Annotated in this window: 12 protein-coding genes and 3 pseudogenes; 10 read left to right on the top strand and 5 right to left on the bottom strand. The window is 71.6% G+C overall.

The annotated features are described in order from the left end of the window. Window positions 1-1,488, top strand: a pseudogene (locus ACWCRB_RS45780) (acetyl/propionyl/methylcrotonyl-CoA carboxylase subunit alpha); the annotation flags it as partial. Window positions 1,489-1,553: 65 nt separating this feature from the next. Further along, window positions 1,554-1,877 (top strand): ferredoxin, encoded by a 324-nt coding sequence (fdxA, locus tag ACWCRB_RS45775; RefSeq protein WP_451001735.1) that lies wholly within the window; start codon window positions 1,554-1,556, stop codon window positions 1,875-1,877. A gap of 224 nt (window positions 1,878-2,101) precedes the next feature. On the opposite strand, the pseudogene ACWCRB_RS45770 reads toward fdxA, so the two are convergent. From ACWCRB_RS45770 to ACWCRB_RS45755, 4 genes and pseudogenes are all read right to left on the bottom strand, one after another. Continuing rightward, window positions 2,102-2,416, bottom strand: a pseudogene (locus tag ACWCRB_RS45770) (SUMF1/EgtB/PvdO family nonheme iron enzyme); the annotation flags it as partial. Between the two features lie 10 nt (window positions 2,417-2,426). After that, entirely contained in the window at window positions 2,427-3,653 is a 1,227-nt protein-coding gene (locus ACWCRB_RS45765) for a beta-ketoacyl synthase N-terminal-like domain-containing protein (protein WP_451001734.1), read from the bottom strand. Continuing rightward, a complete protein-coding gene (locus ACWCRB_RS45760; protein ID WP_451001733.1) occupies window positions 3,653-4,918 on the bottom strand; it encodes a beta-ketoacyl-[acyl-carrier-protein] synthase family protein in 1,266 nt (421 codons plus the stop codon). Before ACWCRB_RS45760 ends, ACWCRB_RS45765 begins: the two co-directional genes overlap by 1 nt. Beyond that, a complete protein-coding gene (locus ACWCRB_RS45755) occupies window positions 4,915-5,163 on the bottom strand; it encodes an acyl carrier protein (RefSeq protein ID WP_451001732.1) in 249 nt (82 codons plus the stop codon). The genes ACWCRB_RS45760 and ACWCRB_RS45755 overlap by 4 nt, the downstream gene beginning before the upstream one ends. 221 nt (window positions 5,164-5,384) lie before the next feature. Between ACWCRB_RS45755 and ACWCRB_RS45750 the strand changes: the two genes are divergently transcribed. The 7 genes from ACWCRB_RS45750 (at window position 5,385) to ACWCRB_RS45720 (ending at window position 10,133) form a co-directional block, all read left to right on the top strand. Next, window positions 5,385-6,230: an SAM-dependent methyltransferase gene (locus tag ACWCRB_RS45750; protein WP_451001731.1), complete on the top strand. Its 846-nt coding sequence runs from the start codon at window positions 5,385-5,387 to the stop codon at window positions 6,228-6,230. Between the two features lie 14 nt (window positions 6,231-6,244). Beyond that, entirely contained in the window at window positions 6,245-6,946 is a 702-nt protein-coding gene (locus tag ACWCRB_RS45745) for a class I SAM-dependent methyltransferase (RefSeq protein ID WP_451001730.1), read from the top strand. After that, entirely contained in the window at window positions 6,943-7,560 is a 618-nt protein-coding gene (locus tag ACWCRB_RS45740; protein WP_451001729.1) for a sensor histidine kinase, read from the top strand. The genes ACWCRB_RS45745 and ACWCRB_RS45740 overlap by 4 nt, the downstream gene beginning before the upstream one ends. Next, a complete protein-coding gene (locus ACWCRB_RS45735) occupies window positions 7,557-8,210 on the top strand; it encodes a response regulator (protein ID WP_451001728.1) in 654 nt (217 codons plus the stop codon). The genes ACWCRB_RS45740 and ACWCRB_RS45735 overlap by 4 nt, the downstream gene beginning before the upstream one ends. Continuing rightward, the gene (locus ACWCRB_RS45730) at window positions 8,210-9,049 is read left to right on the top strand and encodes a class I SAM-dependent methyltransferase (protein ID WP_451001736.1); all 840 of its coding nucleotides are present in this window, start codon (window positions 8,210-8,212) and stop codon (window positions 9,047-9,049) included. The genes ACWCRB_RS45735 and ACWCRB_RS45730 overlap by 1 nt, the downstream gene beginning before the upstream one ends. Window positions 9,050-9,328: 279 nt before the next feature. After that, window positions 9,329-9,961: a hypothetical protein gene (locus tag ACWCRB_RS45725; protein ID WP_451001727.1), complete on the top strand. Its 633-nt coding sequence runs from the start codon at window positions 9,329-9,331 to the stop codon at window positions 9,959-9,961. Further along, the gene (locus ACWCRB_RS45720) at window positions 9,918-10,133 is read left to right on the top strand and encodes a hypothetical protein (protein WP_451001726.1); all 216 of its coding nucleotides are present in this window, start codon (window positions 9,918-9,920) and stop codon (window positions 10,131-10,133) included. The genes ACWCRB_RS45725 and ACWCRB_RS45720 overlap by 44 nt, the downstream gene beginning before the upstream one ends. Here the strand turns inward: ACWCRB_RS45720 and ACWCRB_RS45715 are convergent. Then, window positions 10,103-11,170 (bottom strand): tyrosine-protein phosphatase, encoded by a 1,068-nt coding sequence (locus ACWCRB_RS45715; protein WP_451001725.1) that lies wholly within the window; start codon window positions 11,168-11,170, stop codon window positions 10,103-10,105. The two genes, ACWCRB_RS45720 and ACWCRB_RS45715, sit on opposite strands and share 31 nt — an antisense overlap. A gap of 413 nt (window positions 11,171-11,583) precedes the next feature. Here ACWCRB_RS45715 and ACWCRB_RS45710 point away from each other — a divergent pair. Beyond that, window positions 11,584-12,747: pseudogene (locus tag ACWCRB_RS45710) on the top strand (IS701 family transposase); the annotation flags it as partial. Between the last annotated feature and the right edge of the window lie 37 nt (window positions 12,748-12,784).

Raw genomic sequence — 12,784 nt, 5'->3', positions numbered from 1 at the left:
CTCGACGCCGGCCTGACCTGGATCGGCCCGCCCCCGCAGGCCATCCGCGACCTCGGCGACAAGGTCGCCGCCCGTCACATCGCCCAGCGCGCCGGTGCCCCGCTGGTCGCCGGCACGCCCGACCCGGTGAGTGGATCCGACGAGGTCGTCGCCTTCGCCCGGGAGCACGGCCTGCCGATCGCCATCAAGGCCGCCTTCGGCGGCGGCGGACGCGGCCTGAAGGTCGCCCGGACGCTGGAAGAGGTCCCGGAGCTGTACGACTCCGCCGTCCGCGAGGCCGTGGCCGCCTTCGGACGCGGCGAGTGCTTCGTCGAGCGCTACCTCGACAAACCGAGGCATGTGGAGACCCAGTGCCTGGCCGACTCCCACGGCAACGTGGTCGTCGTCTCCACCCGCGACTGCTCCCTCCAGCGCCGCCACCAGAAGCTCGTGGAGGAGGCCCCCGCCCCGTTCCTGTCCGAGGCACAGGTCGCCGAGCTGTACGCCTCCTCGAAGGCGATCCTCAAGGAGGCCCGCTACGTCGGCGCCGGCACCGTCGAGTTCCTCGTCGGCATGGACGGGACGATCTCCTTCCTGGAGGTCAACACCCGCCTCCAGGTCGAGCACCCGGTCACCGAGGAGGTCGCCGGCATCGACCTCGTACGCGAGATGTTCCGCATCGCCGACGGCGAGGAACTCGGCTACAGCGACCCCGAACTGCGCGGCCACTCCTTCGAGTTCCGCATCAACGGCGAGGACCCCGGCCGCGGCTTCCTGCCCGCCCCCGGCACCGTCACCACCTTCAACCCGCCCACCGGCCCCGGGGTGCGCCTGGACGCGGGCGTCGAGTCCGGCAGCGTCATCGGCCCCGCCTGGGACTCCCTGCTGGCCAAGCTGATCGTCACCGGCGCCACCCGCCAACAGGCCCTCCAGCGCGCCGCCCGGGCGCTGGCGGAGTTCCAGGTCGAGGGCATGGCCACCGCCATCCCCTTCCACCGCAAGGTGGTCACCGACCCCGCCTTCGCCCCCGAACTCACCGGCAGCCAGGACCCCTTCACGGTCCACACCCGGTGGATCGAGACCGAGTTCGTCAACGAGATCAAGCCCTTCGCCGCCCCGACCGACAGTGAGGCGGAGGACGAGACGGACCGGGAGACCATCGTCGTCGAGGTCGGCGGCAAACGCCTGGAGGTCTCCCTCCCGGTATCGCTGGGCATGTCCCTGGCCCGCACCGGCCTCGCCGCCGGCGCCAAGCCCAAACGCCGCGCGGCCAAGAAATCCGGCCCGGCGGCCTCCGGCGACACCCTCGCCTCCCCCATGCAGGGCACCATCGTCAAGGTCGCCGTCGAGGAAGGCCAGGAGGTCAAGGAGGGCGACCTGGTCGTCGTCCTGGAAGCCATGAAGATGGAACAGCCCCTCAACGCCCACAAAGCAGGCACCATCAAGGGCCTCGCAGCAGAGGTAGGCGCCTCCCTCACCTCCGGCGCCCCCATCTGCGAGATCGAAGACAGAGTGCCTGTGGCCGACACCCCCGTTGACGCTTTGCCCGAAACCTTGACCGTAGGGAGTCCCGCATGACGTACGTGATCGCTCAGCCCTGCGTCGATGTGAAGGACGGTGCGTGCATCGACGAGTGTCCGGTCGACTGCATCTACGAGGGCCCGCGGAAGATGTACATCCAGCCGGACGAGTGCGTGGACTGTGGCGCATGCGAGCCCGTGTGCCCTGTCGAGGCGATCTTCTACGATGATGACGTTCCGGATCAGTGGGAGGGGTACCGGACCGCCGACCGGGAGATCTTCGCCGTGGTGGGCTCGCCTGCCGGGGCCAGCGGCACCGAGCCGTTCACCGAGGACCACCGTGTGGTGGAACAGGTGCCGCTCGGAGCGCCGAGCTGACCACCGACGCCGGAGCGGAAAGACCACTTCGATCTTGGCGACGTCGTCGTAGAACGACACGTACTCCTTGATCTCGTGAACCAGCGGCGGCCGGGGCGACGAGGTGTGTCCCGACCTCATGAACGCATGACGAAGCGATGAGCACCTCGGGGTCCTCGACCGGATCGGCGCCCAACAGGAAGCGGTCACCGGGTGGCAGCCTGCCGGTGACCGCGAAGGAGCACCCTGGCGGACGCCGGGTCGTGGCGTGCCGCCTTCTCCCCCTCCGCCTCCGTGGGCAGGCGCCGCCCGGCCCACCGTGCGTACGCGTCGGCCTCGTACCAGCTCACGTGCACGACGGGTTCGGCGAGGGAAACCGGCTCCGGCACGCCGAACCGACGGCGCCCCCGTGCACCCGCGTCCCGACTCCAGAACAGCGGGGAGTACCACCCGTGCCGGTGGACGTGCGCCCAGCCCTCCGGCGCCCTCCGGCGCTGCTCGGTACAGCCCCCGCACCGCAAGGCGAGTTGCTCGAAGCCGTCCGTCGCAGGCCCGAGGTCGCCGCCGACGTCAAGCCCGTCTGCAGGCCCGCAATACCACCGCACTGTTGAAACCACCCTGGCCACGGGCGGTGACCAGCACCGTGTCCAGTCTGCGTTCGCGCGGCCGGCGCACCAGATCGAGGCCGTACGCCGGATCAGGATCGTCCAGGTTGCCCACCGGCGGAATCACACCGTTCCTCATCGCGAGCAGCGCCGTGGCCACACTGAGCGCCGAACCACCGGACAGCAACCGCCCGACCAGACCCTGCGGCACGGTGACCGGGACCGCGTGCGCGCCGAACACCGAGCACAGCGCCTTCGCCTCGGCGGCATCGGCATCCGGGCGGCCGGCGCCGTCGGCCAGCACCAGGTCGACCTCGTCCGGTCGTACGCCGGCCCGCTGCAGGGCCAGCCCGATCGCCCGGGAGTACTGCCGCCCGTCCGGCGCGGCCGTCCGGTAGTGGTGCGCGTCCTGGGTGGCCGCGTAGCCGGCGATCACGCCGTAGCCGACCGGCGCGGACCGGGCCCGCGCCGCGGCCTCGTCCTCCACCACGAGGATCGCGCCGCCCTCGCCGGGCAGATGACCGTTGGCCGCCCGGTCGAACGGCTTGTAGCCGTTCCTCGGGTCGGTCGCGGTCGACAGGTGGCCGTCGGACATCTGAATGGTCAGCGCGTACGGGGCGATCGGGGCCTCGGTGCCGCCGGCCAGCACGGCGCCGGTGCCGCGTCGGATCGACCGGTCGGCCCAGCCGAGGCTGTCGATGCCGGACGCCGAGTCGGAGACCACCACCCCGCACGGTCCCTTGGCGCCGTGGCGGATGGCCAGTTGCCCGGTGCTCGCGGCGTAGAACCAGGCGATGGACTGGTACGCGCCGATCGCCTTGCGGCCCCGGCTCCACAGCGCCTGGATCTCGCGCTGGCCGAACTCGTTGCCGCCCGATCCGCTGCCCAGGATCACCGACGTGGCGTACGGATCGTGGGCGGCCGGGTCGTATCCGGCGTCGGCCAGGGCCATACCGGTCGCGGCGAACGCCAGCCACGTCCACCGGTCGGTCTGGACGGCCAGCCGGTCCGGCACATGCTCGGTCACGTCGAAACCGGATATCTGGCCGGCCAGCCTGGTGGCGTAGCGGCTGGTGTCGAACGTCTCGATCGGCCGCACCGCCAGTTCGCCGGCCAGGGTGGCACGCCAGTGCTCGGCCGCTCCGATGCCGGTCGGTGCGACCACGCCGAGACCCGTGATCACGGCAGCCATCAGCGCATCCCTGCCAGCACGATCGCCGACTGGAACCCGCCGAACCCGCTGCCGACCGAGAGCGCGACGTCCACCCGGTGGTCGCGTGCGGTGTTGGGCACGTAGTCCAGGTCGCACAGCGGGTCGCGGTGGGCGTAGTTGGCGGTGGGCGGCACCACGTTGTGCTCGATGGCCAGCGCGGTCGCGGCCACCTCGATGGAGCCGATCGCTCCGAGCGAGTGCCCGACCATGGACTTGATCGAGCTGACCGGCACCCGGTAGGCGTGGGCGCCGAGGCTGTGCTTGAACGCGGCGGTCTCGTGCCGGTCGTTCTGCTGGGTGCCCGAGCCGTGCGCGTTCACGTAGTCCAGTGCGCTGGGATCCATCCGTGCCTGGTCCAGCGCACTGCCGATCGCGGCGGCCATCTCGGCTCCGTCCGGACGCAGCCCGGTCATGTGGAAGGCGTTGCACCGGTTGGCGTAGCCGAGGATCTCCGCGTAGATGTGCGCGCCCCGCCGCCTGGCGTGCTGGTACTCCTCCAGGATGAGTACGGCCGCTCCCTCGCCCATCACGAACCCGTCGCGGGTCGCGTCGAACGGCCGGGACGCGTGTTCGGGGTCGTCGTTGCGGGTACTGGTGGCGCCGATGGCGTCGAAGCAGGCCATCGAGATCGGTGTGATGGGCGCGTCGCTCGCGCCGGCGACCACGATGTCCGCCATGTCGTCCTGGATCAGCTGGTACGCCTGCCCGACCGCGTCGATGCCCGAGGTGCAGCCGGTGGAGACCACCGAGGCCGGGCCGTGTGCACCGTACCGGAAGGCGACCTCAGCGGCCATGCTGCTGGGCATCCACGCCTGGTAGAGGAAGCCGGAGCCGTATTCCGGATCGACCAGCCAGTTCCGGCCGCCGTCGCTGGTCGCCACGTACTCGTCCTCCAGGCGGGTGCTCGCGCCGACCGCGCTGCCCAGGCACACGGCCGTCCGGTCGTGGTCAAGGCCGCCGTCCGGTACGAGACCCGAGTCCGCCATCGCCTCGTCGGCGGCGACCAGCGCGAACTGGACGGACCGGTCGTTGCGGAACACCTCCTGCTGCGTCAGACCCGCGGCGAGCGGGTCGAAGTCGATCTCGGCGGCCAGTTGGGAGCGGAACTGCGCCGGGTCGAACAGCGAGAGCCGACGGGTCGCCGTGCGCCCGTCGGTGATCAGCTGCCAGAACGCCTTCCGCGTTGCGCCACCGGGTGCGACCACACCGATCCCGGTGATCGCGACACGTCGCTCGTCGTTCATCCCGCGTGCTCGCTCAGCCGCTCGTTGACCAGGGCCACCAGCTCGCCGAAGGTCGTGTCCGCCGGTGCCCCGTCGAGCTCGATCCCGTAGCGGTCCTCGATCTCCACCCCGAGCTGCAGTCGCGCCAGCGAGTCCAGGTCGACGTCGCGCAGCGTGGCACTCGGGTCGTCGGTGACCGCGGACCGGGGCAGTCCGGCTCTGACGACCAGGATCTCCATCAGCTCGTCAATTGTGAATGTCGACACGGGCATTCCCTTCGCATTAAGGCGGCGAACCCGAATCCCAGACTACGCAGAAATTCGCCGAATCAACGTCGGCCGAGAGAACTGAATCGCCTAGTTCCCGAGAATGAGGCCGGCCCCATCCCCGCGAATGAATCATGGTCGACCTGCAGAATCGATTGACGCCTTTTCGGGCGCGCTGCTTCACTTATTCAATTGCTTTTCCCGGGTGTGAGGAGACGAGAATGGACGCGTCAGCAGCGCCGCCCGAGGCGCCGGCCGGTGTCGGGATCACCGCGGTCGCGGTGGCGATGGCCAGAGCCATGGAATCCCGTCGTGCGGACCGCATGTTCCACGATCCGTACGCCCGGTCGTTCGTCGACGCGGCCAAGACGGTGCTCGGCACGGACGAGTGGCCGTCGCTGGTCGCCTGGGTCGACCTGTTCTACTCCCGGGGGGTGGTGCGCACCCGGTTCATCGACGACTTCGTGTGCGATGCGGTGGCGGGCGGCTGCACCCAGGTGGTGCTCCTCGGGGCCGGTCTCGACGCACGCGCCTTCCGGCTGCCGCTGTCGACCGCGGACGTGTTCGAGGTGGACACCCCCTCGGTGTTCGCCTTCAAGGACAAGGCGCTCGCCGACGCGGGCGCGCGGCCGACCGGCCGCTCGCGCACCGCCGTCCGTGCCGACCTGCGCGAGGACTTCGCCGCGCGCCTCGCCGACAGCACGTTCGACCCGGGCAGGCCGACCGCATGGGTCGCCGAGGGTGTGCTCCCCTATCTGACCGCCGACCAGGCACGGCATGTGGTCACCGACGTCGGAGGGCTGTCCGCGCCGGGCAGCAGGCTGGTGTTCGAACACTCCGACAGGCCGGGGCCGGACCCGAGGGCCGCGGCCGCCGCGCTGACCGCGCCCGGCGCGGACCGGATCAGCACCATGGTCCGCGGCGGACTCGGCTCCGGGGGGCGGGACTGGGTGGCCGGCCAGGGCTGGAGCGTCGCGATCACCGAGCGCGGCGAGCTGGGGCCGCGGTACGGGCGGCCCGACGACCGGCTGGCCGGTGGCCAGTTCATCATCGCGACCCGCGACTGACCGGGACGAAGGACATGGAACCGAACCAGGCGCAGACCGGGCTCCCGGAGCCCACCGACGCACGCGTGCTGACCGCCGCCGCGTTCTACAGACGTCCGATGCTCGCCGCCTACGACCTGTTCGTGCTCGGCATGATGAGCCGCTTCATGTGGCGCTGCCCCCGTGGCCGAATGCTGGCACATTACGATCGGCAGGTCGGTGCGTCACATTTGGATATTGGGCCGGGAACCGGATGGTTTCTCGACAGATGTAATTTTCCCGTCGAATCACCGAATATCACCCTCCTTGATCTCAACGAGGTGGCGCTCGGCACGGCGACGCACCGCATCAGGCGCTATCGTCCCGAGGCCCGGGTCGGCGACGCGTTCAAGCCGTTCGCCCTGCGCTCCGCGCGGTTCGACTCGGTCGGCATGAACTTCCTGCTGCACTGCCTGCCCGGGGCGATGGAGCAGAAGTCGGTGGTGTTCGACCATGTCATGCCGTTCCTGCGGCCCGGTGCGCGGGTGTTCGGCAGCACCGTTCTGGGCGACGGCCCGCACCACACACAGCGTTCCACGAAGCTGCTGGCCAAGCTCAACCGCAGCGGAGTGTTCAACAACCTCGACGATCGTCTGGAGGATCTGAACGAGCAGCTGCACGCCCGGTTCACGGCCGTCGAGACCGTGAGATCCGGTGCGGTCTGCCTGTTCTCCGCACGCTTCCCGGGCCCGCGATGAGCGGCGCGGCGCCCGTGCCGGCCCAGCAACTGCACGACGGCGTCCTGCAGGCCCTGGCCATCGCCCGCATCCGGCTGGACCGTGCGCTCGCCCAGGACGGCCCGCTCCCCCGTGAGCTGGGCACGGACCTGAAACAGCTGCTGGACCACGAGATCGCCGGCCTCCGCCACCTGATCGGCGGCTCGACCGCGCCCGATCCGCCGCAACCCAGCCTGTCCAGTGCGCTGGCCGCCACCGCCGAACAGCTCCAGTCGGCCACGGGCGTCCGCATCGTCGCCGAGAACCGCACCGCGCCGCCAGGGCAGTGGGCGGGCAACGACCCGATCGCCTACCGGATCGTGCGCGAGGCGCTGCACAACACCGTCAAGCACAGTGATGCCAGGCACGCCTGGGTGACCGTGACCGCACGGGAGGACCAGCTGGTGTGCACGGTGCGCGACGACGGCCAAGGCTTCGAGCCGGCCACCACCCGCCCCCGCTTCGGACTGACCTCCATGTACGCGCAGGCCCGGGAGGCGGGCGGACAGCTGACCGTCCGGTCCTGTCGCACCGGCACGTCCGTCACCCTCGTGCTGCCCAGAAACCCGGTACCGGAGGCGAAAGTCCAGCCATGACGCCGCAAGCCCCCCTGGCCCGACCGACCATTCTGATCTGCGACGACCATCCGGTCGTGCGCTGCGGCATCCGCACCCTGCTCGCCGACGACCGCTACCGGATCGTGGGCGAGGCGGCGGACCTGGCCGGCACCGTCGAACAAGTGGGGCGGCACCGGCCCACCGTCCTGCTGCTCGACCTGAGCTTCCTGGGCACCCTCAGCCTCGGCGTCCTGCCCACCGTGCGGGTGGTGTCGCCGGCCACCCGGGTGCTGATCCTGACCATGCACAACGACCTGGAATCGGCACGGAGTTCGCTCGCCGCCGGCGCGCACGGGTTTCTGCCCAAGGACGCCGCCGCCGCCGAACTCGTCGCCGCGGTCGACGCGCTCGCGGCCGGCGGCCGCTACCTCCAACCGGCGCTCGGTGCGGCGCTGTTCGACCGGCGCAGCCGTCCCGACGGCTCGCTGAGCGGACGGGAACGCGAGGTGCTCGGACTGATCGCCGACGGCCTGACCCACCAGCAGATCGCCGACGAACTCGGCCTGTCGGTACGCACCATCGAGGCGCAGCGGGCGTCGATCAAGGTCAAGCTCGGGGTCAACAGACGCTCCGAGCTGATCAGCCACGCCCGTCAGTTGCGGTTGACCACGTCAGGAGGCGATCGGTGATGCGGACGGGCCGGCCCAGCCGCACCGCGTTGAGTTCGGCGCGCGCCCGCGCCGTGCACCAAGTGGCGGACGCGCCACGCGTGTTCACCGACCCCCTGGCGGCGCGCATCATCGGCGGCGTCGACGGGGACCCGAAACCGGCCGGCGCCCGCGGCATGCCCGCCGAGGTCCGGCTGTTCATGGCGCTGCGCCACCGGGTGGCCGAGGACGCGCTGCGCGCTGCCGCGCACACCAGGCAGGTGGTCGTCCTCGGCGCCGGCCTGGACACCCTCGCCTACCGGAACCGGAATCCGGCGCTGCGGGTGTTCGAGGTCGACCATCCGGCCACTCAGACGTGGAAACGCGAACGCCTGGCCGAGGCCGGCATCGAGGTACCGGACACGGTCGTGTTCTGTCCGGTCGACTTCACCGAGCAGACCGCACAAGCCGGGCTCGCGGCAGCCGGATTCGACCGGCACGCGCCGGCGTTCTTCCTGCTCCTTGGCGTGGCCCCCTATCTGAGCAAGGACGCGCTGAGGGACACGGCGCGCTTCGTGGCCCGGCTGCCCGCGCCCGCGGAACTGGTCCTCGACTACAACCAGCCGCCCGCCACGCTGCCGCCGCACCGCAGACCGGCGCTCGTGGCACAGGCCGAGGCCATGGCCCGGATGGGGGAGCCATGGCGGTCGTACTTCACCCCGACCGAGATCGCCGGTGAACTGGCCGACGCCGGATTCGACAGCGTCGCCGACGTCGGCTGGCAGGACTGCCTCGTGCGCTACGCACTCGACCCGGCACTGCCCGACCTGTTCGGCGGGCGGATCGCGCATGCCCGCACGACCGGACGGGAGAGGAGCTAGCCGGCCGTGCACGCCCTGGTCATCGGCGGAGGAGCGGCCGGTCCGGCCACCACCGTCGCACTGTGCCCGATCGGCGTCGACGTCACCATCGGTGAAGCCCGCCCGCGAGGACAAGGACGTCGGGCTCCGGGTGATGGCCGCGCCGAACGGCCTCGCCGCGCTGGACGCGTTGGGACTGCAGGAGGCCGCGCCGCGTGAGTCGCTCGCGGGCGCGGCCGGCCCGTCCGGCTTCGTGCCGGTCCGGCGTGCCGGGCTGTACCGCTGCCGGGCGAAACCGCGGTGGCACGCGGCGCGCGGATCGGGCACGACCGGAAGCCGGTCGCCGCCGGCACCACCGCCGACGGGGCGGCGGCGCGGTTCGCCGACGGTTCGTCCCTCTCCGGCGACCTGCTCACCGGCTGCGCCGGCATCCGCTCCCGGACCAGGTCGGTCATCGGTCCGGCCGCGCCCGCCGCACGCTGCCTCCCGCTGCTGAACCTCGGCGGCTTCGCCTCCGATGTGGACGTTCCCGGTGACCCGGCGCGCCTGCGGTTCATCCGCAGCAAGGGCTTCCTCGGCTCCCCCCTCTCGGGCGGGCACGAGGTGTGGTGGTTCGCCCATCTGCCCCGGGGAACGCAGCCGAGCCGGACCGAACCGGCGGCCATGGACCGCGACATGCCCACCGCACGGCTCCTTGCCACGCTCGCCGACCCCCCGTTCGGGGCGGACCTGATCCGCGCGACGTACACCGATCTGTACGCGCTGCCCACCCGCGACCTGCCCACCGTGGCGACCTGGCCGCGGGAGAGGCTGGTCCCTTCTCGCGGCGCAGCGCACGCCACGACGCCGGCGTCGGCGTCGGCGTCGGCGTCGGCGTCGGGGCTCGTCGATGGCCCTGGAGGACGCGGCGGCGCCGGCCGAGTGCCTGCGTGATCTGCCCAGGCCGCAGGCCCCGTCCCGCTACGAACACCTGCGCAGGCAGCGGGTCGAGGCCATTGTCGCGCTCGGCGCCCGCTCGCCGGCCGCCAGGCTGAAGGGCACCTTGCCCAGTGGTGCCCTCAGCCGGGTCCTCGGCTACCGCATCGGCTGGGCGCAGCCCGCCTGACCGGATTCCGTATGACGAAGTGCTGCGGGCGGTGCCGGCGCCACCAACCGCGCTCGCAGCGCCTCGATCGTCGCGGGTGTCACGTTCGCGCGCCCGACCAGGTAGTCCTTCACCGTTCCGTACCGTCCGCGCAGGGTGTCCAGTGTGCTCGCCATCGCATGCCGAGGAGCACCGAACACCGTGTGGTAGCGCTCCTCGTCCAGGCCGAGCCCGGCGAGCCGGGGCAGCAGCCGAGCCATCCGGTGTTCGCTGAAGAAGAGCCTGCTCAGCGTGTAGTCGTCGAGCACCGTCGTCTCGTCCACGCCGAGCACCGACAGCAGCAGCGCTGCCGCCAGACCGGTGCGGTCCTTGCCCGCGGTGCAGTGGATCACCGCGGGTACGCCGTGCGGCGCGGCGAGTCCGTTCAGGACCCGGCCGAAGGCGGCCGGGTCCTGCTCGACCATGTCCAGGTAGACCCGGTGCAGAAAGTCGTCCGGGACGGAGCCGGCCCGGCCACGGTGGAACAGTTCGGCGAGCGGGGTGGCGCGCGCGGCCTCGCCGCCGATGGCGAACGTCTCGCGCCGAACCGAGGCAGGCAGCGCGGAGGGCGCCTTCGTGCGTTCTCCGTCGGTGCGCAGGTCGAAAGCGACCTGAAGGCTGAGGCGGTCGATCGCGGCAAGGTCGGCGGCGGTGAGCCGGTCGGGCGCGTCCGCGCGGAAGACCAGGCCCCACCGGGTGAGGCCGCCGTCCTTCGTGCGGTATCCGCCCAGGTCCCGGAAGTTGCTCGCTCCCTCCAGGGGCATCACGCGTTCGGCGGCGAGCATCGCCTCGCCCCCGTCGACGGGCGCGACGGACACGTAGTGCCGGCCGGGTCCCAGTCCCGGCAGCGACACTCTCGTGGCATCGTCGACACGCGCCACCGGATGATCGTGGTCGATCGTCCCGGGCGTCGGCCCGACCGCCACGTCCACCGGCCCGTCGCCGGCCAACTCCCAGGACACGTCGAGTACGCCGGTGCCGTCGCGCACCACGTCGACCGTCAGCACGACCGTTCTCATGCGTTTCTCCCATCGTGTGTGCGCGGGCACCGGCCACCGGCCGACAGCGTCGCTGACGCATCGTCAGAATCTGTGCTGGACCGAGGGCCGGCCGAAAGGGCAGGGGCCTGCGATCTCGCTGAAGGCGCGAATCCTTGAGTGCTGCCGACGGAGCGAGCGCCGTTCATGGCATGCCCACGTCGACGGATGGGCCGGTGGCTGTACTCAGCCCGGTTGTTCAGGCCCGTGGTACGAACGGTGCTCGACCGGGCCCGTCAGGGCGCGGTGCTCGGTGCGGCCCGCCGCTCGCCGCTCGCCACACAGTAGCCCCCGGCGATGCCGGCAGCGGACCTTTCTCATTCTTCCCGCCGGGCGTTCCCAAGAACCCGAGTGAGCCGGCCTCGTCCTGTTTGCCGCAGGTGGGACCGGCGATTCGGGGCGGGCAGCTCTGCCTGCGTGGACTGCTCACCGACCGGCGGCGTAAGTCGGTGGAGCCGATGGCAGCCGCGACTCGGGGGGACGGGAACCGCCAGGCCACGGCCTATTTCGTGACCGCCGGTCCGTGGGATCCGGCCCATGTGCGGGCCCGGCTGGCGCGCATGGTGCAGGCAGTGATCGCTCCGGCTGCCGTGGTCCTCGGCGACACCGGGTTCCTCGAGGACGGTGACGCCTCGGCGTGTGCGTCGCGGCAGTGCACCGGGACCGCGGGCAAGGTCACCAACTGCCAGGTGGGCGTTTCGCCGCACCTGGCCTCGGACCACGCGTCGGCGGCGGTCGACTGGCGGCTGTTCCTGCCGAAGACCTGGGATCCCCGGTCCGCGCGGCCCGATGCGGGCAAGGTCGCGCCGCGTGCGGCATCCCCGACGAGGTCGGACATGTGGAGAAGCGGCAGCCCGCTCTCGGCATGCTTGATGAGGCCCGGTCGTGGGGGATCGAGGTTCCGCCGGCCATCGCGGACGCCGGTTACGGCGATGCGGCGGCTTCCGGCTCGGTCTGCAGGCCCGGGGCGTGAACTACGTGCTGGGAATCTCCGGCACGCTGTCCGCCCGGCCCGGCGCGGCAGTGCCCGTGGCCGTCCCCTCCCGCGGGAGGGGGCGGCCGCCGGTGGCGAAATACCCGGACGAACCGCAGCCGGGTGGAACAACTGGTCATCGGGGCAGGCCGGAAGGCGGCCAGGCCCGTGCAACGGCGGGAGGGCTCCCGCCCGGGCAAGGCCGATCCGGTCTGACGCGGGTGTACTCGCGGTTCGTCTCCCTGCGCATCCGGCCCGCCGGGCGCGAGATCGTCCGCGCGGCCGACGGCCCGGCACTGCCCGAATGCCGGCTGCTGTCCGAGTGGCCGCCGGCGAGGCCGAGACGGTCCAGTTCTCGCTGTCCGGCCTGCCCTCCGGCATGCCCCTGACCACGCTCGTGCGCCTCGCCGAGCTCCGCCGGCGCATCGAGCACGACGACCGCGAGATGAAACAGGCCCTCGGCCTGGCCCACTTCGAAGGCCGCACCCGGAACGGCCGGCACCACCCCGTCACCCCCGTCACCCCCGTCCCCGTTATGTTTTCCGCGGTCCTGCAAGAGGGCCGCTGGCCTCCGGGCCCGGCATGACTGTGTCCCCCTGTCCTTGATGACCTGGGGGGTGGTG

The sequence above is a fragment of the Streptomyces sp. NPDC002156 genome, from assembly GCF_053593675.1.
This window is presented reverse-complemented; position numbering and strand designations above follow the sequence as displayed.